Annotated in this window: 20 protein-coding genes and 6 tRNA genes; 10 read left to right on the forward strand and 16 right to left on the reverse strand. The window is 41.7% G+C overall.

The annotated features are described in order from the left end of the window. Window positions 1-10 precede the first annotated feature (10 nt). Complete coding sequence (locus tag AC4MBN_RS04450) at window positions 11-1255, forward strand: NADH:flavin oxidoreductase/NADH oxidase family protein (protein ID WP_419374404.1); 1245 nt, start codon at window positions 11-13, stop codon at window positions 1253-1255. Between the two features lie 65 nt (window positions 1256-1320). On the opposite strand, the gene AC4MBN_RS04455 is transcribed toward AC4MBN_RS04450, so the two are convergent. From AC4MBN_RS04455 to pyrC, 13 genes are all read right to left on the reverse strand, one after another. Beyond that, entirely contained in the window at window positions 1321-2742 is a 1422-nt protein-coding gene (locus tag AC4MBN_RS04455; RefSeq protein ID WP_491880737.1) for an iron-containing redox enzyme family protein, read from the reverse strand. A 303-nt stretch (window positions 2743-3045) separates the two neighbouring features. Then, window positions 3046-3121 (reverse strand) — tRNA-Glu (locus AC4MBN_RS04460). A gap of 45 nt (window positions 3122-3166) precedes the next feature. Then, a tRNA-Glu gene (locus AC4MBN_RS04465) sits at window positions 3167-3242 on the reverse strand. Between the two features lie 24 nt (window positions 3243-3266). Further along, window positions 3267-3342: transfer RNA gene (locus AC4MBN_RS04470), tRNA-Glu, on the reverse strand. A 131-nt stretch (window positions 3343-3473) separates the two neighbouring features. After that, complete coding sequence (locus AC4MBN_RS04475) at window positions 3474-4385, reverse strand: alpha/beta hydrolase (protein WP_491880738.1); 912 nt, start codon at window positions 4383-4385, stop codon at window positions 3474-3476. Window positions 4386-4633: 248 nt separating this feature from the next. Then, window positions 4634-5527 carry an alpha/beta fold hydrolase gene (locus AC4MBN_RS04480; protein WP_491880739.1) on the reverse strand — a complete coding sequence of 298 codons (894 nt, stop codon included), beginning with the start codon at window positions 5525-5527 and terminating at the stop codon, window positions 4634-4636. 84 nt (window positions 5528-5611) lie between these two features. Continuing rightward, window positions 5612-7024 (reverse strand): amino acid permease, encoded by a 1413-nt coding sequence (locus AC4MBN_RS04485; RefSeq protein ID WP_125278932.1) that lies wholly within the window; start codon window positions 7022-7024, stop codon window positions 5612-5614. Between the two features lie 110 nt (window positions 7025-7134). Next, window positions 7135-7210 (reverse strand) — tRNA-Glu (locus AC4MBN_RS04490). A gap of 210 nt (window positions 7211-7420) precedes the next feature. Then, window positions 7421-8851: an amino acid permease gene (locus AC4MBN_RS04495; protein WP_491876003.1), complete on the reverse strand. Its 1431-nt coding sequence runs from the start codon at window positions 8849-8851 to the stop codon at window positions 7421-7423. 132 nt (window positions 8852-8983) lie between these two features. Next, window positions 8984-9139 carry a hypothetical protein gene (locus tag AC4MBN_RS04500; protein WP_419363387.1) on the reverse strand — a complete coding sequence of 52 codons (156 nt, stop codon included), beginning with the start codon at window positions 9137-9139 and terminating at the stop codon, window positions 8984-8986. Window positions 9140-9300: 161 nt separating this feature from the next. Continuing rightward, window positions 9301-9376 (reverse strand) — tRNA-Glu (locus AC4MBN_RS04505). A 20-nt stretch (window positions 9377-9396) separates the two neighbouring features. Then, window positions 9397-10056 (reverse strand): ribonuclease T, encoded by a 660-nt coding sequence (rnt, locus tag AC4MBN_RS04510; protein WP_034704922.1) that lies wholly within the window; start codon window positions 10054-10056, stop codon window positions 9397-9399. Then, on the reverse strand, window positions 10041-11075 hold the full coding sequence (gene pyrC / locus AC4MBN_RS04515; protein WP_419374409.1) for a dihydroorotase: 1035 nt from the start codon (window positions 11073-11075) through the stop codon (window positions 10041-10043). The genes rnt and pyrC overlap by 16 nt, the downstream gene beginning before the upstream one ends. 152 nt (window positions 11076-11227) lie before the next feature. Between pyrC and AC4MBN_RS04520 the strand changes: the two genes are divergently transcribed. Further along, window positions 11228-12499: a GGDEF domain-containing protein gene (locus AC4MBN_RS04520; protein WP_419374410.1), complete on the forward strand. Its 1272-nt coding sequence runs from the start codon at window positions 11228-11230 to the stop codon at window positions 12497-12499. 56 nt (window positions 12500-12555) lie between these two features. Here the strand turns inward: AC4MBN_RS04520 and argG are convergent, their stop codons facing one another. Then, the gene (argG, locus tag AC4MBN_RS04525; protein WP_180130400.1) at window positions 12556-13899 is read right to left on the reverse strand and encodes an argininosuccinate synthase; all 1344 of its coding nucleotides are present in this window, start codon (window positions 13897-13899) and stop codon (window positions 12556-12558) included. 245 nt (window positions 13900-14144) lie between these two features. Here argG and AC4MBN_RS04530 point away from each other — a divergent pair, with 245 nt between their 5' ends. From AC4MBN_RS04530 to AC4MBN_RS04565, 8 genes are all read left to right on the forward strand, one after another. Next, complete coding sequence (locus tag AC4MBN_RS04530; RefSeq protein WP_491880740.1) at window positions 14145-14498, forward strand: hypothetical protein; 354 nt, start codon at window positions 14145-14147, stop codon at window positions 14496-14498. A 147-nt stretch (window positions 14499-14645) separates the two neighbouring features. Continuing rightward, a complete protein-coding gene (locus AC4MBN_RS04535; RefSeq protein ID WP_419363396.1) occupies window positions 14646-16682 on the forward strand; it encodes an oxidoreductase in 2037 nt (678 codons plus the stop codon). An 87-nt stretch (window positions 16683-16769) separates the two neighbouring features. Continuing rightward, window positions 16770-16860: transfer RNA gene (locus AC4MBN_RS04540), tRNA-Ser, on the forward strand. 423 nt (window positions 16861-17283) lie between these two features. Then, a complete protein-coding gene (locus AC4MBN_RS04545) occupies window positions 17284-18984 on the forward strand; it encodes an NAD-dependent malic enzyme (RefSeq protein WP_419374412.1) in 1701 nt (566 codons plus the stop codon). 427 nt (window positions 18985-19411) lie between these two features. Then, complete coding sequence (locus AC4MBN_RS04550; RefSeq protein ID WP_004782814.1) at window positions 19412-19627, forward strand: cold-shock protein; 216 nt, start codon at window positions 19412-19414, stop codon at window positions 19625-19627. A 102-nt stretch (window positions 19628-19729) separates the two neighbouring features. Further along, complete coding sequence (locus AC4MBN_RS04555) at window positions 19730-19957, forward strand: hypothetical protein (protein ID WP_004782813.1); 228 nt, start codon at window positions 19730-19732, stop codon at window positions 19955-19957. A 70-nt stretch (window positions 19958-20027) separates the two neighbouring features. Further along, window positions 20028-20225 carry a hypothetical protein gene (locus tag AC4MBN_RS04560; RefSeq protein WP_419363401.1) on the forward strand — a complete coding sequence of 66 codons (198 nt, stop codon included), beginning with the start codon at window positions 20028-20030 and terminating at the stop codon, window positions 20223-20225. Between the two features lie 476 nt (window positions 20226-20701). Beyond that, a complete protein-coding gene (locus AC4MBN_RS04565; RefSeq protein WP_034706081.1) occupies window positions 20702-21187 on the forward strand; it encodes a CinA family protein in 486 nt (161 codons plus the stop codon). A 108-nt stretch (window positions 21188-21295) separates the two neighbouring features. On the opposite strand, the gene AC4MBN_RS04570 is transcribed toward AC4MBN_RS04565, so the two are convergent. Then, window positions 21296-24211: an ImpA family metalloprotease gene (locus tag AC4MBN_RS04570; protein WP_491880741.1), complete on the reverse strand. Its 2916-nt coding sequence runs from the start codon at window positions 24209-24211 to the stop codon at window positions 21296-21298. Between the two features lie 251 nt (window positions 24212-24462). Beyond that, entirely contained in the window at window positions 24463-25443 is a 981-nt protein-coding gene (locus AC4MBN_RS04575; protein WP_491880742.1) for a methyltransferase, read from the reverse strand. Window positions 25444-25515: the final 72 nt, after the last annotated feature.

The raw sequence follows: 25515 nt of genomic DNA on the forward strand, positions 1-25515 counted from the left end.
AGGAAAGTACATGACACAATTGGCCGATTCTATCCAGATCCGTAATACCCAGTTTAAAAACCGTATCATCAAAGGTGCCATGAGTGAGGCATTGGCTAATGATGCAGGCCAACCCAATCAGGCCCATTTAAAGTTATATGAGGCGTGGGCCAAAGGCGGTTTAGGCTGTGCGATTACGGGTAATGTCATGGTGGATTTTCGTGCCAAGAATGAACCTGGTGTAGTGGTAGTAGAAACTGAACGTGATCTGGAAAAGTTAAAAGCTTGGGCGAATGTCGGCAAACGTCATGGCATGGTGCAACTGGTACAGTTGTCTCATCCTGGACGTCAGTGCCCGAAAGGCTTGAATAAAGAAACCGTAGCGCCTTCAGCTGTGCCTTTTAGTCCGGCACTGGCGATGAGTTTCGGTACGCCACGTGAACTGCGTGAAGATGAAATTTTAGATATTATCCAGCGCTTTGCGACTTCAGCTGCCATTTGTGAAAAGGCGGGATTTGAAGGCGTGCAGCTACATGGTGCACATGGTTATCTGATTAGCCAGTTTTTATCGCCGCTGACCAATAAACGTCAAGACCAGTGGGGTGGTAGTATTGAAAACCGCAGCCGATTCTTGCTAGAAGCCTATAAAGCGGTACGTGCAGCAACTTCTGAAAATTTTGTTATTTCAGTGAAATTAAATTCGGCAGACTTTCAGCGCGGTGGCATTAGTGAAGAAGACGTTATTTATGTCTTTAAGGCGATGGATGCAGCCGGGATCGATATTATTGAAGTTTCTGGCGGAACCTATGAAGCACCCGCAATGGCTGGGGTAAAAGCAGAGAAACGTAAAGCATCAACAGTTGCCCGCGAAGCCTATTTCCTCGACTTTGCCGAAAAGATCCGTCAGGAAGTTAATTGTCATTTGATGGTGACGGGTGGCTTCCGTACCGCAGTGGGTATGAATGCAGCTCTAGATAGCGGTGCATGTGATTTTGTCGGTATTGCACGTCCATTTGCGGTCGAGCCTGATCTGGGTAACCGTCTGGTTGCAGGACAGGATGTACGTTATGCAGTTGAGAAAATTAAAACTGGTATTCCAATGATCGATAAGATGGCGATTATGGAAATCATCTGGTATGCCGCGCAATTTAAAGAAATTGCCAAAGGTAATCGACCAAATCCAAAACTGTCACCTTTAAAGGTATTTTTAAATTACGTAAAAGGCAATGTGAAGGCTGTGATTAAAGGTCAGATCAATTCACGTAAATCGGCTTAATTTGCATAATGCATTGAAGCAAAAACAGGGCATATTTAATGCCCTGTTTTTTATGAATGATCTTTCTAAGAATAAGTCATGGCTTGAGTCTGAAAAGGGAAGAGTAACTGAGAAAGCTGACGTGTTGCCCACAAGCCTACTTCCTGATGATGCATATGCGGTGCTACATAAGGAATCAGCAGATCAATCTTCTGTTCGGCAGCAGCACAGCGATTCAGACGGCTTTTCAGCTGATGGATCTGTTGCTGGTCAATACGGTTCAGCACTGGTTCCATCTGGTTATGTACTTGAGATCTGCTACGTGATGACAGACGAGCGGCAAAAGTCTCACCTTGAATCCAGTCTTTAATAATCTGTTTTTCAGTGGCATTAAATACACCAAACATTTTACCATCTGGATCATCAATCATTTTCCAGAAACGGCTTTGTTCTACAGGTGCATCTTTTACAATCCAGCCTTTTTCAATCATGACTTTCAGGAAGCCCGCAATCTGTGCCGGATCGGATAACCACTCATTAATAGTCTTGCCACTAAACTGGCATTTCTGGTTATGGATATATTGTCCAATCAGCACTTTGTTCTGGAACACTTTCAAAGCCAGTTTTTCAGTATCCAGTTGCTTGATGATCTGGGTAGAACTTTTGCCAATGTCATTCAGCACATAACCTTTTTTAATCAGGTCAAGATACTGGGCAGGATCTTCAGCGAGTGCATACTGATCTAAATACGCTTGCAGAGATTTTTGCGCATGACCGTTGTGAGCATTATCAATGGTAATGTGTACATTGAAATAATGTGGATCAATACCGAGTTCAGACAGCTCATAATTGGTAATTAACAGATGTAATGGCAGCTGTTCATAACCCAGATTGAAACCAATTACTAACGGCAAATATTCGGGTGGTGCATAGGCCAGTGCGAGCTGTACGGCTGCCTGTTCATAATAGCTGGCATCCAGCTGCTCGGCATAGCTGTTCAGCTCATAATGATTCAGCAAGTCCTGATACATGGTGACATGATTGGCACGAGTATGACCCATGCCCAGTTCTTCCAGATAGATATAAATCAGGTCTTTGGTTTCCGGACGATTCCAGTTTTGCACAGTTGAATACAGCCATGAGCCGTCTACCAGTTTCACGGGTGCGACTTTGGCCAGGAACTCAAATGCATGTGACACAGTCGGGAAGTATTCACGTCCTTGCTGCTGTTTACGACGTTCTACATACGACTGGAAAATTGCGCAGGTTTGGTGGTGCTGTTCCAGAAAATGTTGCTCTACATGTCTGGGTTGATCCAGCCACTCTAATCCAGCCACATCAACTTGCTGGATTAAATCTCTTAAATAGTTCTCAGCCTGTTCGGTCTTTATTGCCGTCGAAATCTGTTGATCTTGAAAGAAGTTGACCCAATCTTTAAAGTTATTAAATTGATGATTATGATTTTTAATAGATGATTCAGGCGAACTTAACTTTGTACTGACGAACATAATCTGATCCTTGCAGATATATTATGCTTTCTAACTTAACGGCATGCTTATACCACCGGTGTTGATTTTTTGTTCGGATTTATAGTGCGATTGCTGTAAATGAATATGAATGGATAACGAGTTGAAGAGAAATGTAAAAGAATAAGATTTTTGAATGAATTAATTTATAAACAAATAAAATTGCAATCAAAGAAATTTGATCAAACGTTAAAAACAGGAATGAAGGAACAAGCAATAAAAAAGCCCAAGTCATCATGCTTGGGCTTTTTTATGAGAAGTTAATTAAATTAACCATCTCGAATATGGCGTCCCTACGGGGATTCGAACCCCGGTTACCGCCGTGAAAGGGCGATGTCCTAGGCCTCTAGACGATAGGGACAGTATAGAAGTGATATTTTAAACCAGAACTTTTGATCTAAAGTAATGGCGTCCCTACGGGGATTCGAACCCCGGTTACCGCCGTGAAAGGGCGATGTCCTAGGCCTCTAGACGATAGGGACTTAATAAAATATTACTTCTGAAATTGGCGTCCCTACGGGGATTCGAACCCCGGTTACCGCCGTGAAAGGGCGATGTCCTAGGCCTCTAGACGATAGGGACGTTTCAGAGGTGGGCGTATATTAGGGTGAAAACAGGGGGGTGTCAAACGCTTTTCCAGAGTTTTTTGGAATTTTTCTTTTGAGTGCGTAAATTTAAAACAAAATTAGTAGAATACTTGAAAAATGCAGGATTTAAGCCGGATTTTTAAGTAATTCCAGAATAGCTTCAACGACCTGCGGATGCAGTAAATAGCCAGTAATATCATGTGGACGGTGAATATGCGTACGAATGCCATGATTGATGATTTCAGGTTCAAACTTGAATGGCGGTTGAGTAAGCGGAATGGCGGTGAGATAATCATCCGTTGAATAGAAATTGATCCAGTCGCCTTTAATTGCCTTAGGTCGTACCACCGGCTGTGCCAGGCTGGATTGAATCACCTGGAAGGCTAATGGTGAACCTAAAGTAATAAAACGCTGTACATTCAGTTCAGGGTGCTGGATAAGATGATTATAGGCAATCACACTTCCTAAAGAATGAGCAATGACAATGCAGGGTTTGCGACCACTCAGTTGTCGGGCAATCCGTTCATGTACTTCCCTCATGAAATCAGGGTTATCGAGATAAAGATAAGTTTCAATCAGAAATCTCTGCAACAGATTGCGATGCAGAGTGGGAAAATAATTGAGCAATAAGGCAAAATCCCGAAGCGCCACATTCCTGCCGAGAGCGGTAAAATAATTGAATTTCTGTCTGAAATCCATGGTGTCACTTGAACCAGGCTGGGACAAATCGGTAATTGTGGGCCTACGCCAGCCAGGACGTGGAACAGGGGCAGGAAGCTGAGGTTGAGCCGGCTTGCGAAAAGGAAAGCTGGGCCATTCCTGTGGCATCAGGGTGCCGGCTTCTAGAATATTGCGGACGTTATAACGTGAAAGCAGATCGCCATAAAATGGAATACGAATGTGACGTTTTAAATAGCTAAATCTGGCATCTTGTTGGTGTTTGCGCATCCCTTTTTGAAGTATATGGAGCCAGCGCTGGCGGATGGAGGCAGCGCTATGATGTTGCTGATTCATTCCATGAATAAAAATAACTTTCATCGACACCCCACTGAGTTCGATAGAATTATATTTACAGTATAGAAAAAATTAACGTAGCAAAAGCAGCGCTTTTTGTGGTGTTAATGTGTAAATTATCTTTGATAAAACAATAATTAACAGACATATGTATATTTATAAAAGAGTCATAAATAAACCAGAAAATGAGTAGGTATGGATAAAGAATTTGACTCAGCAGAAAAATAGTACAAAGGAAATATTAAAATTAAATCTGTAAATTAAGATGTTTTTTAGAGTAATTCCAGCAGGGCTTTGATGACTTCCGGATGCTGGACATAGCCATCAATATCATGCGGATGATAAATTGAAGTACGAATCTCCCGATTGATAATTGCCGGCTGAAACTGAAAAGGCGGTTCTGATAATGGAAAGGCAGTTAAAAAGTCATCGCTGCAATAAAAATTAATCCAGTCACCTTTAATAGCTTCTGGTCGATGAACAGGCTGTGGCAAATGTTCCTGAATGACCCGGAAAGCCATTGGTGATCCCATGCTGATAAAACGCTGTACATTCAGTTCCGGGTGTATAAGTAGATAATGATAGGCAATCACACTTCCTAAAGAATGAGCCATCAGGATACAGGGTTTATCGCCATGCAGTTGCTGGCCAATTCGCTGATGTACCTGCTGCATAAATGTGGAATTGGCCAGATAAGAATAGGTTTCAATCAGAAATTTTTTGATCAGCGTATCATGCAGGCGAGGGAAATGATTCAGTAAGATCACAAAATCCCGTAACAGAGTATTCCGGCTTAATGTGCTAATAAACTTCAGCTTCTGGTTAAAGGTCATGGCATCCTCAACCTTTAACTCGGGAATTTCACATATTTCAGGTGAATATTGACTGAAATGAGGCGGTGGTGGCTGAGAGTTAACTGGAGACTGGAAAGGAAAGCGAGGCCAGACTTGCGGTATCAAGGTGCTGGCATTTAGCACATTATGTAAATGATGACGGGACAGCAAGTCGCCATAAAAAGGGATACGGATATGCCGTTTGAGGTAGGCAAAACGTGCTTGTTGATGTGACTGTTCCAGACCGCGTTTTAGCAGACTGAGCCAGCGTTGACGCAGGGAAGCAGAGCTGAATTTCTGCTTGTTCATGCCATGAATATAAATAATTTTCATCGACACACCACGCTGGATGCCTAGAACATTTTCAGTATAAATAAAAAAGAGCAGCCGAAGCTGCTCTTTTAGTCATTTTAATGTTTAAGCATTTTTGTGATAGAACTTGTAGTAGCTGGCATAGCACAGTGCAATAAATAGCAAACAGCCAAAGAAACTGATACGCATGCTCGGATCAAACACCATACTGATACAGGTAATCAGACAGAACAGAAAACCCAGAATCGGTACGATCGGGAATAATGGCGCAGCAAAATCAAGATCCTTCGCTGTTTTACCCTGTTTGTACCATTCACGGCGGAAGTTGAACATGCTGAGACAGATGCTCATCCAGACCACTACCATGGTAAATGCTGCGATACCTAGCAAGTTAGTGAAGATGGTTTCCGGTGCGAACTGTTCAGACAGCAAACCAGGCATACCGCCAATCATGGTGACAATGACTGCAATATAAGGTACACCACGCGCATTTAAGCGGGAAAATACCGCTGGTAACTGTTTGCTGTAAGACAGTGACCACATCATACGGGATGCAGCGAATAGACCTGAGTTAGCAGCAGATAGCAATGCTGTGATAATCACAAAGCGGATAATATCTTCAGCATAAGGAATACCGATATGCTGGAATACTGTCACGAATGGACTGCTACTGACACCTTCAGCTGCCAGACCTGCTTCCTGATGCGGAAGAAGGGAAGTTACCACAATAATCGTACCTACAAAGAAAATCAGTAAGCGGAAAATTGCAGTATTAATCGCTTTCGGTACATTTTTGGCTGGATCTTTAGTTTCACCTGCAGCCACACCAATCAGTTCTGTGCCAGAGAAAGCAAAGTTCACAATCAGCATGGTTGTGAAGATTGGAAATAAACCTTCAGGGAACCAGCCTTGAGCTGTCAGGTTGCTGAATAGAGGCGCAGTTTCCTGTCCTTGGTAACTTACTACACCAAAGATAGCGAGTAGGCCAAGCAGGATAAAGGTTACGACAGTAACGACTTTCACCAGTGCCAGCCAGAATTCGGATTCAGCAAACCAGCGAGTGGAAATCATATTCAGTGCGAATACGAAAGCACCAAAAATCAGTGTCCACATCCACATAGAGCTATTAGGGAACCATTCCTGCATTAATAAAGCTGCAGCGGTAAATTCAGTTCCCAAGGTCACTGACCAGGTCAGCCAGTATAGCCAGGTAATGGTGTAGCCAGTCCCTGGTCCAATATAGCGTTTGGCATAGGCGCCAAATGAACCCGATTCGGGCATATGAACGGCAAGTTCACCCAGACATAGCATAACCATGTAAGCGATGATCCCGCCAAGGAGATAAGCAAGAATGGCACCTACAGGCCCCGTTTGTGCAATGACTTCACCCGACCCTAAAAATAAGCCTGTTCCGATTGCGCCACCAAGCGAAATCATGACCAGATGTCGAGTACTCATAGCGCGTTTTAAAGGCGCAGAATTGCCCTGATGCGTAGCATCATTCGGAGATGAGTGCATAGGAGTCAAAAAAATAAGAGAATGAAGCGGGTTATTGTAGTGAAAAACTACAAATCTGCAACGTATTAATATGGATAATGTATAAGACTTGATCGTGTGCGATCAGATAATGGCGTCCCTACGGGGATTCGAACCCCGGTTACCGCCGTGAAAGGGCGATGTCCTAGGCCTCTAGACGATAGGGACGTTGCGAGGTGATGGCTATATTAAGGACTAAGCCGGACTTTGTCAAAAGAGTTTTTACTAAAATGTATTTAACAGTTTAAACATTAGGCAAAACAAAAACTTTATTTTATTAAGATGTTATTTTCTGAACGGATTTACCTGATATGAAAAAATAAACCCAATCGGAACTGGGTTTATTAAAGAAATTATTTCAGTTCAAAAGTTTAGAATTTAAGCTTTTTGATGATAAAGCCAGTAGTAACTTGCATAGCATGCTGCCATAAACAATAAACAGCCAATAAAACCAGAGAGCATTTCAGGGTCAGCTGCCATACTCAGACCGGTTGCAGTACAAGTTACAAAACCTAGAATGGGAACTAAAGGGAACCAAGGTGTACGGAATTTTAGTTCAGAGACACTATGACCAGACTTCAGCCATTGGCGACGGAAATTAAACTGGCTCCAGCAGATACTCATCCAGACAATCACCATGGTAAAAGCGGCCACGCCCATTAGGTTTTTAAAGATGACATCTGCACCAAATTGTTCAGAGAGCAGACCAGGCAAGCCGCCAATCATGGTGACCCAAACTGCTACATAAGGCACGCCGGATTTGCTGACTTTGGCAAACAGTCGCGGTAACTGGTTTTGTGAAGACAATGCCCACATCATACGTGAAGCGGCATAAAGGCCAGAGTTTGCAGTAGAGAGCAGCGCCGTAATAATCACAAAACGGATAAAGTCTTCCGCATATGGAATACCCATCTGGGTAAACACAGATACAAACGGACTGCTGCTTAAGCCCCCATGACCACCGACCTGTAAACCGGCATCAGTATAAGTTAGCAAGGAGCTGATGACGATGATGGTACCGACAAAGAAAATTATTAGACGCCATACCGCTGCATGAATTGCTTTCGGCACATTTTTCTCAGGATTTTCGGTTTCACCGGCAGCGATCCCGATCATCTCGGTGCCATTAAAGGCAAAGTTCACGATTAGTAATGTGGTGAATAACGGAATTAAACCATTTGGCAGCCAGCCATGTTCAGTCAGATTGCTGAACAGTGGCGCAGATTCATAACCTTGGAATGGAATAAAGCCAAAGATACAGGCAAAGCCCAGAATAATAAAAATCAGTACAGTCGCGACTTTCACCAGCGATAGCCAGAATTCTGATTCGGCAAAGGTTCGGGTTGAGCTTAGATTGGAGAGCAGTACACCTGCAGCAAAGATCAATGTCCATAACCAGATCGAAGTTTGCGGGAACCATTCCTGCATTAAAATCGCAGCGGCAGTAAATTCGGTACCCAAGGTGGCTGACCAGCCCAGCCAGTACATCCAGGACACCATATAGCCTGTACCCGGTCCAATATAATGGGTTGCAAAGGCACCAAAAGAACCAGACACGGGTAAATGTACGGCCAGTTCACCGAGGCAGAGCATGACCATATAGGCGATCAAGCCGCCAATAATATAGGCCAGTACCGCGCCTAAAGGCCCAGCTTGTGAAATAACTTCACCTGAACCCATAAACAGACCAGTACCGATCGCACCACCAAGGGAGAGCATGATCAGATGACGTGTGCCCATGGCACGTTTTAACGACGGAGTTTGACCCTCAACAGACGAATGCTGTGAAGGTGGAGAGGGAGATTGCATAGCTCAATTAAAAGGAGAGATTTAAAAAAAGTATTTTAGTTTTAATTATGTGAAATATCACATAAATTGGAATTTCCTCATAAAGTTCTTCTTTTAATTTAAAAAATAAATATTTGAGAATTCCCTTAGAAACTAGTGATCTGGAGTCTGGTATTGCTCAGTCGGTGTTTTTTCAGCAGGCGTAGTTTCTGCTTGGTTCTCAGCAGTTTTATCATCGCGACTGATCACATAAATATAAAGCGCTGAAGGTGCCAGAATAAGTAAAATAAGCAGGATTTTCTTTAGCATGGGAAAATTAATCAAAACCTAACATCAACTTGATTATAGCCTAAGCAGATGAGAAAGGGCACCAAACTCAGTCATACGGAATTTATAACAATAGTATTGAAAGCAATAATAAGAAAAAGAGTTTTCTTGGAAAAAATGAAAGAAGAGGGGAATAAATAAGATGGCGTCCCTACGGGGATTCGAACCCCGGTTACCGCCGTGAAAGGGCGATGTCCTAGGCCTCTAGACGATAGGGACGTTTAGAAGATGGCGGTATCTTATTGATCCGCCACCAAAGTGTCAAGCAGGTGAGGTGCGAGTTTGTTTAAAATATAGCAAAACAGTTCCGCAGTCTTTTGCGTATCGTATAACGCAGAGTGTGCTTCTTTGCCATCAAACTCAATCCCGGCCTGAATACAAGATTTAGCCAGTACCGTTTGACCGAACATCACCGCACTTAAAGTCACGGTATCAAACACAGAAAAACTGTGAAACGGATTCTGGTTTTTGGTTCCGGTACGGGCAATTGCAGCCTGTACAAAGCCCAAATCAAAATGCGCATTGTGACCAACCAAAACGGCATGCGTACAGTTTTGCTGACGACGCACTTCATTGACCGATTTAAAAATACGTTTTAACGCGGTTTTTTCATCTTCAGCCATCGCGATCCGCATTGGATTTGACGGGTCGATACCGATAAATTCCAAAGAGCGGCGATCCAGGTTGGCACCTTCGAAAGGATTGATATGTGCATGGTAAGCTTCACCGGGCACAAACTGGCCATCTTCATTATAAACAATTGGAATGGCCGCAATTTCTAACAAGGCATCAGTCTGTGCATTAAAGCCTGCTGTCTCAACATCGACAACAACAGGCAAAAATCCACGGAAACGCTGACCAATGACTGGAAGAGTTTCATTTGTCACATTTTTCTCCATTGAATGGTTTTTCCTGCATATAGCGGAACGATTTGTTCACCATCCAAGTAGTCTAGACTTTCAGGAATAACTTGATCTTCTTTGACCAGCGTAATGGTTGTGGTATTACGTGGGAGGCCGTAGAAATCTGCACCAAAGTGGCTGGCAAAACCTTCTAGACGGTCGATTTTACCTACTTGATCAAAGGCCTGAGCATATAACTCAATTGCAGTCGGAGCACTATAGCATCCTGCGCAGCCACACGCATTTTCTTTGGCATTTTTTGAGTGCGGTGCACTGTCGGTGCCTAAGAAAAATTTAGGATTACCGCTGGTCGCTACTTCAAGCAGCGTTTGCTGATGCGTCTGACGTTTTAAAATTGGCAGGCAATAGAAGTGCGGCTTGATTCCACCAACCAGCATATCATTACGGTTAAACAGTAAATGCTGTGGAGTAATGGTCGCAGCCACATTACGATCCTGTTCCAGTACGAAATTAGCTGCTTCGCTAGTAGTAATGTGTTCCAGAACCAGTTTCAGTTTCGGGAATTGTTTCAGTAATGGTGCTAAGACTTCATCAAGGAAACGTTTTTCACGGTCAAAAATATCGACATGATTATGCGTCACTTCACCGTGCAGCAATAAAGGCACCTGATGCTCTTCAAGCTGTTCAATGACTGAATATACTTTACGAATGTCGCTTACACCGCTATCCGAGTTGGTGGTTGCGCCAGCAGGGTAAAGTTTAATGGCATTGACATGCTCAGAATCTTTAATCTTTTTGACTTCACTTGGAGAGGTATTATCTGTGAAATACAGCACCATGCGTGGATCAAAATCGCTACCTTCAGGAACATGCGCCATAATACGTTCACGGTAGCTTAATGCTTCGTCCACAGTTTTAACCGGTGGAACAAGGTTCGGCATACAGATGGCGCGGGAAAACTGTTTAGCTAGATCAGGAACGGTGCGTTGCAGAGCGTGACCATCACGCAGGTGGGCATGCCAGTCGTCTGGCTGGAGAAGGGTAATCGTATTCAAGGCGAATTCAATCGGAGAAATAAAACAAATGATAATGCATCTATGCCTAAAATGGTAACGAGAAATATATACAAAATAAGGGATATCTATAAATTAATTTATAAAAGTATGATATTTTAAAATTAATAAAAAAATTACATAAATACTTGGCAATGGAATACAAGTACAATCTAGCAAAATTGCAAGATGAAAAAGAAAAAATAGAAGAATTAATCACACGGCAAAGTCAGCGTGTAGGCTCGGTTTTCCCTCAGAATCTGGAACAGGAGTTCTGGAGCAAAAACCTGGAGCGAGCACGTAAACATGTCGAAAAATATGTCTGGGCAGGTGTACTGACCTATTTTATTTTTCTGCTGGTTATGGTTCCGACCGACTACTGGATTATCGATTCACAATATTTCGTACATGATTTTGTGCGCTGTATGCTGGGGCTGATCAATGGTAGTCTAGCTTTACTCGCTTTTTATTTCTTCTCTTGTCTGCCTAAAATCAAACGCTTTTTTCCGCAGGCTTCCATGCTGCTGATGTTCTGGATGATAGTCTCGACCTCTTATCTGACCATGTCCATTCAAACAGTAAGCTTGCAACATCAGTCGATGGCGATCATCACCATTATCTACATCCTAGGGTATATTCTGACCGGAGTAAAACCTTTACAGATGTTAATCACGGGGTTATTTGCCGCACTTTGTACAGTCTGGCTGTTATCCATGTTATCGATCGACTTTAATGCACTGGTATTGGGGCGGATTCTGATTGGCAGTAGTCTATTAGGATGTGTGATTAGTTATATGCTTTTTGCCCGTGAGCGAATGATTTTTCTCTATACCATGCGGGCCAGAATCAGTGAGAAAATTCAGCGGATTCATACCACAGAATTGTTGCATTTAAGCCAGCATGATGAGCTGACCAAAATTTCTAATCGACGAACTTTCGATGAAACACTGGATATCTTCTTTGAACGTTCCCGCCGTAATCAGCATGCTTTGGCGATTTTGTTTATCGATGTTGATCACTTTAAAAACTATAACGATTTTTATGGACATCAAAAAGGGGACGATGTCATTTCCAGTATTGCCTTCACTATTAAAAATGCGATCCGGCATATGGATTTCGTGGCCCGTTATGGTGGTGAAGAGTTTGTCGTATTGCTTCCAGAAACCGATGCGCATGGCGCCTATGCAGTGGCTTCTAATATCTTTAATGCAATTGAGCGTCTGGAAATTCCACATGAGAAATCTGGTGTAGCTGACCATATCACCATTAGTTTGGGCATCACCGTTTATCGTGGTGAGGACTTTATTGATAAGGATGCCTTATTGGGAATTGCCGATCAGGCGTTGTATCGGGCCAAACAGTTGGGTCGAAACCAGATTTATTACCAATCCATACGCACTGCAAATCCGAACAGTGTGAATACCTAAATTGAATCCATAAAAAAACCGCTCATTCGAGCGGTTTTTTTGACTTTAAAACAAACTTATTTGTTTTTGTCTTTTAATTGAGGTACTGCAGAACCTGTACCTACTGCAAGCAGGCCAGAATCTGTATAGATACCCAGTTTCGCACGTGTATCTGTGATATCCAGGTTACGCATAGTCAACTGACCGATACGATCCGCTGGAGAGAACATAGAATCACCTTTCTCCATAGTTAAACGCTCAGCTTCATAAGTGAGGTTAGGAGATTCAGTGTTCATGATGGTGTAGTCATTACCACGACGCAGTTCTAAAGTCACAGTACCAGTGATAGCTTTAGCTACCCAACGCTGTGCAGTTTCACGAAGCATCAATGCTTGAGAATCGAACCAGCGACCTTGGTACAGAAGACGACCCAAACGAAGACCGTTGATACGGTATTGTTCGATCGTATCTTCGTTATGAATACCAGTGACCAGACGTTCATAAGCGATGTGAAGAAGGGCCATACCCGGAGCTTCGTAGATACCACGAGATTTCGCTTCGATGATACGGTTTTCGATCTGATCCGACATACCTAGACCATGACGGCCACCAATACGGTTCGCTTCAAGAATGAACTCAACTGGATCTTCGATACGTTGACCGTTGATTGCAACAGGGAAACCTTCTTCAAAAGTAATGGATACTTCTTCAGGTTTGATTTCAACGTCTTCTTTCCAGAATGCAACGCCCATGATTGGATCAACGATTTTGATACCGGCATTCAGGTATTCAAGATCTTTGGCTTCGTGAGTTGCACCCAACATGTTTGAGTCAGTTGAGTAAGCTTTCTCTTTTGACATTTTGTAGTCAAAGCCATTGTCGATCAGGAACTGTGACATTTCTGCACGGCCACCTAGCTCGTCAATGAAGGTCTGGTCTAACCAAGGTTTGTAGATTTTCAGGTTAGGGTTGGTCAATAGACCGTAGCGGTAGAAACGCTCGATGTCGTTACCTTTATAAGTAGAACCGTCACCCCAGATGTTCACGTCATCTTCTTTCATTGCAGTTACCAGCATGGTACCTGTCACTGCACGGCCAAGAGGAGTCGTGTTGAAGTATGGAACGCCACCTGTAGAAATGTGGAACGCGCCACATTGAATTGCAGCAATACCTTCTAATGCAAGCTGTAAACGGCAGTCGATCAAACGTGCTTTTACTGCGCCATAAGCTTCAGCTTTTTTTGGAATTGCATCGTAATCGTCTTCGTCTGGCTGACCCAAGTTTGCTGTATAAGCATAAGGTTCAGCGCCTTTTTGTTTCATCCACAAAAGAGCTGCAGAAGTATCTAGACCGCCAGAAAAGGCAATACCAACTTTTTTGCCTACTGGGACATTCTGCAAGATAGTTGCATTATCAGACATTGTTCATCCTAATGATATGAAATAGGCACGCCAGAAGTGGTGGCCTGAAAAAACACATATTGCATCAATTGTATCATTATTTTATTTAGGTTTGCTTTAGAAAAGAAAAACTCGTTTCAAAATCTTGATTCAATAGGCTTAGATAATCATAAAATTACCGTATTTTTGACAAACGCTTAAAAAATAGGAAAATCTGGGAAGATTCAATAACATCATTAAGAAAAAACATCTTCAGGATAGCCCTCATGAGCCCGAATATTCCTCCTTTACCTCATCTGCAACCTGCCTCCAAGAATGAAACCCTGTCGATTGCGCATGGAATCTACGCCGGGTTGCTGGTTTTTAGTACGGTTGCATTTTTATATCTGGAATATCAGCAGTCGACGATTTCCATGCTGAGTCTGGGTATTGTGTTGCTACTTTTGGCTGTGCTGATTGTTTTGAATATTCAGGCCTGTCTCAAGGTCAAACAGGGCAATGGTTCAGGACGCACCTTGTCCAGAATTATGGCGATCCTGATGCTGCTCAGTTTTCCCATTGGTACAGTACTCGGCGTAATTGCTTTATGGAAATCCAGCAAAAATCAATGGAAGCAATAAATCCATCACTCAGGTACGGCATGAATATCACAATTGGTATTTGTGCCTGAGAAAGCGGACCTGATAGTCATAAAAAGCCCCTGAAAATCAGTTAAAGTACATTGATAAGATTTAAGCTTTTAGCCAAATAAGAATCAGGGATATTTTATGACAACGACGCGCTATGCAAATATTTTAAAACCATTACATCTGGGTTTCACCACGATTAAAAACCGTGTGGTGATGGGATCAATGCATACGGGCTTGGAAGATCGTTTTTATAATTATCCTAAACTGGCAGCTTATTTTGGTGAACGTGCCAAAGGTGGTGTGGGTCTCCTGATTACTGGCGGGATTTCACCTAACCGTCAGGGCTGGTTATTGCCTGCTGGCGGAACCATGAATACCTTGGGCGATGTTGCACCGCACCGACTGGTTACGCATGCCGTGCATAAGCATGGGGCCAAGATTCTGTTGCAGATTTTGCATGCCGGACGTTATGGCTATCAACCTTTTGTGGTATCTGCTAGTCCGATTAAATCGCCAATTTCACCTTTTAAACCACGTCAGATGTCTGAAAACCAGATTCTGGATACGATTCAGGACTATGTTAAAACTGCAAAACTGGCTAAAAAAGCGGGCTATGACGGCGTGGAAATCATGGGCTCGGAAGGGTATTTGATTAACCAGTTCTTAAGCCGTCACGTCAATCAGCGTACTGATCGCTGGGGCGGAGAAATTGAAAACCGCATGCGTTTTGCGGTGGAGATTGTTAAAGCGATTCGTGCTGAAATTGGTGAAAAATTTATTATCTGTTTCCGCTTGTCCTTGCTAGATCTGGTACATGATGGCAATACGATGCAGGAAGTGATTACCGTCGCTAAAGCATTAGAGAAGGCTGGAATAACTTTACTCAATACCGGTATTGGCTGGCATGAAGCACGTATTCCGACGATTGTCACTTCTGTTCCTCGTGCCGCATTCGTAGATTACACCGCAGAAGTCAAAAAACATGTCGCTGTTCCAGTCATTGCATCGAACCGGATCAATATGCCAGAAACGGCTGAAGCGATTTTGGCATCGGGTCAGGCAGATATGGTGCAAATGGCACGCCCGTTGTTGGCAGATGCATTCTGGGTAAATAAGACAGCAACCAATCGAGTTGATGAAATTAATACCTGTATAGCCTGTAATCAGGCCTGCCTGGATCATACCTTTAAAAATAAACGTGCTACCTGTCTGGTAAATCCACGTGCTGGTTATGAAACCGAACTGGTTTATGTCAAAACTAAAAAGCCCAAAGGCATCGCCGTGGTAGGTGGTGGAGTGGCAGGTTTATCCGCAGCTACAGTCGCAGCTAGCCGCGGTCATGATGTGACTTTGTTTGAAGCCACTAATGAAGTGGGTGGGCAATTTAATCTGGCCAAAGTAATTCCAGGTAAAGAAGAATTCCATGAAACCATTCGCTATTTCAAAGTGCAGCTGGAAAAAACCGGGGTAGATGTCCGTTTAAATACTCGAGTGAATCGGGAGCAACTGGAACGCGAAGGTTTTGATGAAGTCATTGTGGCTACGGGCGTTGTTCCGCGTGAATTGAAAATTACCGGTAGTGATGCACCTCAAGTCCTGTCTTATGCTGAAGTATTGCGCGGCGCACCAGTGGGAGATCGTGTCGCTGTCATTGGTGCCGGAGGAATTGGTTTTGATGTATCAGAATTTTTATTAAAGCCACCGCATCAGCCACAACCGCAACCTGTAGATGAATGGAAACGGGAATGGGGTGTAGATCTGCATGCAAATTATGTAAGTGAAGGCGGACTGCAGCCAGCAGAAGTCGAGCCACCTGTACGTGAAATTTATCTATTACAGCGTAAAACTACTGCTTTAGGAGCAGGCTTAGGTAAAACCACGGGCTGGGTTCATCGTGCCCAATTAAAAAAACATGGCGTGCGCATGTTACGCGGTGTGCACTATAAATCGATCACGGATGAAGGTTTGTGGATTGAAGTGGATGGGCATGATCAATTGCTGCGTGTAGATACGGTCGTCGTTTGTGCTGGTCAGGAATCGGTCAAAGATGTCATGCCTTCAGAGGACCAAAAGACTTTAGCGAATTACCATATTATTGGTGGAGCAAAGCTGGCTGCTGAACTAGATGCCAAGCGTGCAATTCGTGAAGGGGCAGAATTGGCAGCAAAATTGTAAGGATTTGATGAAACTATATGCAGTTGATGAGATTCACTGTAATTTTCACTTGTCAGTCGCCTAAAAGCTCCGTATTATTGCGCACATGGAAGCGTGGCAGAGCGGTTTAATGCACCGGTCTTGAAAACCGACGAGGGCTTATACCCCTCCGTGAGTTCGAATCTCACCGCTTCCGCCAGATACGAAAAACCCCGATCATTGATCGGGGTTTTTTATTGCCTAAGTTTTATTGAGTGGGAAATTGTCTGATTTTTTAGATAAAGCAGATAGATAACAAGCTAATTGATCTAATTTCCTAAATATTTTCTTATTAAAAAAATAAATGAATAAAAACGAATGCATATAGCTTTAATTTCTAAAATTTAATCTCAGGCAATTAGCTTAAGCCTAAATTCAAAAAGTATGATCCAAATTTTTATCTGACAAGAGGATATAAAAATTTAAAGCTTATTTCATTGCCGTTATCAGTTTATTAAATAGAACATTTTTCATTATTAATTCGCTGAATGACTGAAACAGCTGAAAGTCGACTAGGATAGTAGGATAATTTTTTGTTCTTTTCGGCTTTCATTTATGTCGAATTTTAAAGTGCGAGTTAAAAATGGCAACTGAACCTCTGAACCCTAAACGTCCACTTTATATTCCCTACGCAGGTACTGCATTACTTGAACTACCATTGCTGAATAAAGGCTCAGCTTTCTCTGTAGAAGAACGTATTCATTTTAATTTACATGGACTTTTGCCCCAAGTAATCGAATCGATTGAGGAACAAAGTCAGCGTTCGTATCAGCAATACTGCTCATTCAATGATGCAATCAATAAGCATATTTACCTACGTAACATCCAGGACACCAACGAGACGCTTTTCTATCATTTGATTGAAAATCACTTAAGCGAAATGATGCCGATCATCTATACGCCAACGGTAGGAGAAGCATGTCAGCATTTTTCCGAGATTTATCGCCGTCATCGCGGGGTTTTTATTTCCTATCCGGATCGGGATCATATTGAGCACATCCTGCATAACGTGAATCGAAGAAATGTCAAAGTGATCGTGATTACGGATGGTGAGCGTATCCTCGGTTTAGGCGATCAGGGCATTGGTGGAATGGGCATTCCGATTGGAAAGCTGGCTTTATATACGGCCTGCGGAGGCATTAGTCCGGCCTATACCTTGCCAATTACTTTGGATGTAGGCACGAACAACGAGCAGCTGTTGAATGATCCGATTTATATGGGATGGCGTCAGCCTCGTATCACTGGTGATGAGTATTATGAATTTGTCGAAATGGTGATACAGGCGATTCAGCAAAGATGGCCAGATGCACTAATTCAATTTGAAGATTTTGCCCAGCACAATGCCATGCCTTTACTGGAAAAATATCGAGATCGAGTATGTTGCTTCAATGACGACATTCAGGGTACGGCAGCTGTGGCAGTAGGAAGTCTGATTGCAGCTTCCTATGCGTCAAACAAACAATTAAAAGATCAGACCATTGCCTTTCTGGGAGCAGGTTCAGCCGGTTGTGGGATCGCTGAACAGATTGTGGCAAAAATGGTGGCAGAAGGCCTGACTGATGCTGAAGCGCGTAAGCGGGTCTTTATGGTGGACCGCTTTGGTCTTATTACCCAGAATCAGCCGAATCTATTAAATTTCCAGAGAAAACTGGCTCAAGAACCAGAAAATATTGCTGAATGGGGAAATGCCGAAGAGATTATTTCTCTATTGGATGTCATCAAGTATGCAAAACCAACAGTACTGATTGGGGTATCTGGACAGCCGGGATTATTTAGTAAAGAAGTGATCACGACAATGGCTGAAAATTGTGAACATCCGATCATCTTCCCTTTATCGAATCCTACTTCTCGCGTAGAAGCTGTTCCAGCCGATATTATTCAATGGACCAATGGGAAAGCTCTGATTGCTACAGGTAGCCCATTTGCACCCGTTAATTATCAGGAACAGATTTATACTATTTCTCAATGTAATAACTCTTATATTTTCCCGGGAATTGGACTGGGCGTGATTGCTTCAGGCGCTACACGTGTTACGGATAATATGCTGATGGCATCAAGTAATGCCTTAGCAGAATGCTCTCCAAAACTTCAGGATCCAACCGCCAATTTGTTGCCAGATCTGGATCAGATTCAGCATATTTCCAAGATTATTGCCTTAAGGGTTGCGCAAGCTGCGGTTGAGGATGGCGTCGCTCCAAAAGTTGGTTCTGATGTGCTGCAGAAAGCCATAGATGCGAATTTCTGGATACCAGAATATCGCGAATATAAGCGTGTGACCTTTTAATATTATTAGGGAAAGAGCAGCCTAACATTAAGTAAAGCAGAGCAATGACATCGACATTTCTCTGCTTCTTTGTTTGGAGAAAGCGAAGGTAATCTAAAATGTAGAAGTTTAACTCACTCAAGTAATATAGGTTAATTTTATTAAGTGGTTGAAATTAAATAAAATTTAATGAAAATTTTGTAAATAATAAAATAATATTTATAAAGTAATTAAATATATATATAAGAAAACTTGATTATTTTAAATCTTCCTGTATACTGGCCTTAACTAGAAAAAAGTCTTGTTGCAAAAAATCTTCCTTAAGTATCGTCGTTTTATTCATAATCCTTCGTTTTATCCAGATTTTAAGTTCCATTCTTTATTATTTTCAAAGTTACAACTGGTCATTCAGATGACTAAAAATTATTAAAAATTAATAGGTTTTATTATGTCAAACTCAAATATTGTTAAAGGTACTGTAAAGTGGTTCAACGAAACTAAAGGTTTCGGTTTTATTCAACAAGAATCTGGTCCAGATGTTTTTGCTCATTTCAGTGAAATTGCCAGTTCAGGTTTTAAAACCTTAATGGAAGGCCAGCAAGTTGAATTCAGCGTAGTTCAAGGTCAAAAAGGCCCAAATGCTGTAAATATTACTGCGCTATAAGTCTTTAGAATAAAAAAGCACGCATCAGTGCTTTTTTATTGTTTTAAATAAAAGTTAAAAAGCTTTTTCTAGATTGGAAGAAGTATAAAAATAGGATACAAGTTGTTAAAAATTAATGAATTAATTGCAAAATCTAAAAATGGTACAGAAATTATTGTTTCTTTGATTCCCTTGAATAAAATGCAAAATACACGTCAAGGTTTTAAGGAAATTGAAGTAGGTAAAAGAGTGCTGCTTCAATCAGGAATCGAAGTTGACCTGAATCTAGACGGTCGTACATTTTATACATCTTTAAATCAATTATTTAAATTAAATCATAAAGTTATTTAATATTTAAATTATATATTGGCTAAACATTTTCTAGCCGATCTCTCTTATAATCATTATTAAAGGTTTATTTATGCTTAAGCAAAAGATCAGTGTGAAAGATCAATTCGGTGTTCAATACGTGATTCAGGCTACTGTTGATCCTGATTTTGTTCGTACACAATCGGATTCTAACGTCAAACATATTACAGTTGAAGGTGAAAATATTCGCCCAAGTTTTGAAATGTTTTTTCAAAGCACCATCAGCGGCAAAATTTTCAAAATTATTTAGTGGTCATATGACATGACCAAAAGTGCATATAAAAAATCCTGGTATCTTGCCAGGATTTTGTCTTTGAAATTATTCACTTCTTAATTAAACCTATTCATCGTCTTATAAATAAACCCTGAATTAATAAGCATATTTTAGTTCACACTTAAATCGACTTAGCCATCATTTCAGTGATATATATTTTATATCTTCTACTACTTATGCTTTTAGGCATAAAACTATTATCAACCTATAAAAAATCTAATACACATCAAATCAGAAAGCCAATCAGAGTTAAAACCAGTCAAGGTTATTATAAGTTTCGTCGGTATGAACTTAAGTCATATAAATGACTGAGGATATACAGCGGGTTTAAGGTGGTGAGCAAGGGTAGTTCAGTTTTAGTTTTGCTAGGACATTCAGACGCTAAGTATTTAATCTTTTATTTTTGAATATTTAATACTCAATAGATGATCATAAAGTCAGGAGTTTACTCTATGAATAAATGTATAAAATTACTCGCCAAAAAAAAATTAAGTATTACTTTTCTAGAGAGTGCATCAGCAGGTTACCTGGCTTACCGATTTTCCCAAAATAAATATTCGGGTGATATTTTATATGGCGGACTGGTCTGTTATGACATGGGTGTCAAAGAGAATATTTTAAAAATCAAACCTGAATTTATTAAAAAATATACCCCGGAATCTATGGAAGTCACGCAGGAAATGGTCAGAAAAGCCAAGAAAATGTTTTATTCTGATATTTATATTGCCTGTACAGGACTCTTAAAAAGAGGCGGGACAGAAACCAAAGAAAAGCCAGTAGGAACTTTTTTCTATGTAATTTCTTATAAGGATGAGCTTTATAGTTTCCGCTTTCTTTGCAGAGGAAAACCGAGAGAGAAATTAAAAAAACTGGCGAGAAATATCAATCTGAGCTTAATTGAAATCCTTGAGGGCAGTCGGGACAAGAAAAATAAGTAAATCGCTATTTATTTAGCTCTTGATGGTCGCTCATACACTGATCATGAAAAATGATTTGCTATAAAAAATCCCAGCTGAAGCCGGGATTTTTTATATTTAATTGGTCAATTAGTAAGGATAATTAGGGACAGGGCCATGCGTTGGAATGGTGAGCCATTGTCCTGTTGCCAGGCGATTTGAGCCGCCATCCGGTTGCGCATAGAAATACAAAGGTGCGGTAGGCAGATTAAGCAGGGCGACTGAAGCATGTGCGGTTGCAGTGACAGGCAAGCCATAAAGTGCATAGAAATCTTTAAGGTCATAGCCCATGATTTTTGAACTGAGCACATAAATCAGGTCAGGGCGGCTCATGTTTTTCGCATTAAAGGCGCCTAGTCCCAGTTTATTCTTATCTGCTTGAGAAGCTTTACTTAAATCGATCTGATTATATAAACGTTGCGCCGTATTCAGTAAGCGTATAAATTCAAATACTCCCTGAAGATCAGGTCGCGATTTACCTTGATGTAAACGGGTATAGTTCATGGCCATCTGGATATGGAAGGCCTGCATCGATACATGATAGCCATCTTGCCATAAGCGTTTTTCCATGGCGGCACGTTGTACCTCACCTGACAGACCAAGACTTCGTGTATCCTTGATATTGGCATATAAGGTTGGGTGGCGGAAGTTGCTGCCATTACTGTCCTGAGCATATAGATGATATTTACGCATCATGCTTAGGCCTGCCAGAATGTTGTTATTACATTCCACTACGCAACCAATAGTTATTCCGGTTTCAGTAGAAGGGAATACCATGGTTAAGACATCCTGAACAGTATTATGTCCCAGTTCATGTACCCAGCCCCAACCGGTATCAATGCCAGTTGACCCATCTGATGGATTTCCTGAGCACAGGAAGCCACAGGTCGCAATCCAGCCCACAAAATGCTGAACATTCGGTGCACGATGAACTGTGCCGGTACAATCCCAGCCTAATTCATTACAACGCTGTGCCGTACTGCTATCCAGCGGCATGTTGTTATAACCGTTGGCAATGTGGTTACTGTCAAAGATTACGCCCTTAATCTGATCCACATAGGTACGTGCCGATCGATCACCAATGGCTTTTAAAGCATAGTCATTGGTCTGTTGAATTTCACCACCAACAAATTTAAAAGTGTTCCAGCCGAAGTTTCTACTTTGCAGGATGCTGGTTGCTTCGCTAATATCCGCTTCAGTGATCGTTTGAGTAAAATCATAATGCGCATATTTTGCTGCACCTTTGATTTTTAAGGTCACCACAGAGCCTGCTTTGGCATTGCTGTAATTCAACATCAATGGTCCACCGAACGGACTGATAAAGTCATTGCTTTGAGTGGTGTCTAATTTCACGGTGAAACTATTGGGGCGGCGAGGACGTTTATAGCCGCTATCATCAAAGGGATTGCCCCAGGCACGTAAATAGCTGGTCTGGACTGAAAGCTGTGCACCTTGAGCATCAACAATCTCAATACTGACAGGTTTGCCCGGAATGCTGGCACGACCAATTGCGGTAATTCCGCTGCCTTGCGGAATGGTCACGGTAATGGTTTCAGCTTGAGTACTGACAGCCATGTTTTGTGCAGATGCTGGCATATAATCGCCAGCACCATTTGGATTCACCAATGTGGTTTTGCGTTTATAGTCCGTCCAGGAGTCGCTGGCATACGTACGCATAAAAGTCAGAGTATCACTATTTTTCGACAGTCCGCTGTAATTCACGCCTGGACGCCAGAGATCTGCCAATAACACCAAAGCTTTTAGAATCTGATTATTATTTTTTTGGCTAAATGCAGTAATGCCTTGTGCATTTAAATTTTGTAGATTGGTAGAAGCTTTATTGATGGTTTGAATCAACGGATTATTGGCATTTAAATCACCTAGACGTGCCGCACTTGGTGACTTGAAATATTCCAGCATTTGGATCGTACTATCAATGTCATTCACTTTATTCCATTGATCTGTGATGGAACGTCCTGAAGACATGAGTAAAGTATCTTGGCCACGCCAGTAATTATTATTGGTTTCAATCTTTAATGCCGAAAAGATTTTTTCCATCGGTGTAGTGACGTTATAACCCATTGCCTGGAAATATATTGGCTTACCTGCCTCCAGATATTCCTGAATCAAGCTGGATTCAAAATTATTGGCGCCAATATTACTGCCTAAAATCATCAGATCAGCATCTTTCCAGCAGGTATTGGTTTGATCCAGTACATTACATTGTAGAAAGGTAACTTTAACCCCTAAATGCTGGGCAAAATAATTTTCTATCATGCTCAGGTTGGTTTGTGCCAGGCCATTCACGGTAAGTTTAAGTTCTTGTTTAGGCTGTGCTTGTGTTTTCCCCGTCAATAGCCAGCGAAAACCATTGTTGAGCACGGGTGCAAAATCTACCACGTCAGGACTATTCGCTGAGATCCCCCCAAGCATATTCTGGCCAAAAGCCAGCGCACGGCCTTTACCGATTTGTGATGCGACTCCCAGACCACAGCCTTTATTCGCCTGCTGACTTAAATTCCAGCCGCAGGCTTGATCTGAAACTGCGATTGGCAAAGCTGCACTTAAATCATAAGGATAAAGATTAATTGAAGCAGTTGGCGTAAATTGCAGTTGAGGTTGCAAAACTTTGCCATTTGAACTGGTATAGAGTGAGCTAATTAAACCCTTTTGCCATGTTTGTTGTTGCTTGGCGAGCTGCAGGGCCCAGTCTAGCAATGTAGCGGAATCTTGCTGAATCAAAGGTCGGGCATCACCTGTACTTAATGCCTTATTAATCCGGGTGGTTGTTGGCGTTTGTGGATTTAAAGGTGGTGTACTGCCATCAGGTGTTTCTACAGGTGAGGGGGATGATTCCTCGTTATCAGGTGGATGAGTTGTTGATGGTGGATCAACAGCAGAATCTGGTGTTTCTGCTGGAGAAGATGTTCCGCTACTACCACCTCCACCACAGGCAATCAGACTCATCGATAACGATAAGGTCAGTAAGGCTGTTTTCAACCTCAAATAATTTCTTTCCACAATTTTCCCCAAGGTATAACCAAAAAGACGACATTATTTTTAAAGTTGTCGTAAATATCAGATGAGAATTATAGAAGTAAGTGGTAATAAAATAGAACTAATATTTAATTTAAGTATATGTTTTTTAATGATAAATAGTTATTAAGAATAGTATTTAATGTGATGCGGGTTGAGTTAATTTTTATTTGTTTTAATTAGGCCGCAGTTTAAAAATTGCCTCAATCCCAGCTGAAAATTCATGTTCTATCAGTTTTGACTTCGAACTTGAGTAAGGCCAGCGCAATTCTTTCTACATGTTGATAAGCAGGTTGCTCTAATTCTTCACCAAAAATATCCGGATCAATTTCCTCATAAGACCAGTCAATATTTTGATGCTGTTTCATCAAAGCTTCCAGATGCTGCAAGAAGCGATTGCCATCCTGACAAATAGTGACGCCAGTATATAAAAATAGACGTCCATCTGGACTGAGTCGCTGTAAACCCTGTTTAATAATCTTAAAAGACAATTCATTACCATCCAGTTCATTGCCTCCATGACGGTATTGCCGTTGATCTGGATCAATTAAATAAGGAGGATTGGCAAAAATCAGATCGAACTGGCCTTCAAGACCAGAAAATAAATTACTTTGTACAGGATGAATCGTATCAAAACCTGAAAAGTCGATATTAATCTGGCTATAGAGAAGGGCTTTCGGATTCAGATCTGCGACAAAGATTTCCTCATGATCTGGAAAATGTTTAGCCATATGAATTGCAGCAGCAGAAGTGCCACAGCATATTTCAGCCGCCCGTTTAAAAGAATTGGCCTGGCAAGATAAATACTGCTTTAAATGATAGGCAAAACGGTAAGTATCAGGACCAAAAAAAACAGCGTCCTGTTGGGTGGTGGGAAAGGCTGAGTGAATAAATAATTCGTCTTCGAGTGAAGCGACTCTGATCAGACTTTTATATGCATTATCCTGAACTTCTAGAAGCTGATGTTCTAACAATAATGAAAAAAGAACAGGATCAAGATCGGTAATTGTAAATTCCAGATTCCAGCCAAAAATATCCTGTAGAGTTTTCTGTTTATTTTTTTCGCTTCTTTTGCGATCAAGAATCCGTTGATGGGAAAGTGGCGTAATGGCGGTAAACTGATATTGCTGCTGTTTTAAAAAATTTAATAAAAAGTGCAGAGCTTGTTGCTGGCTGCTTTGGATTTCTAAAATCTGGTTCATTAGATGTGCTCTTCGGTTTATTTAGAATAAATGGAAAGGTGCATACACCTGTTTTAACCTATACAAGATAAT

Source organism: Acinetobacter sp. CAU_H_60 (assembly GCF_058599385.1).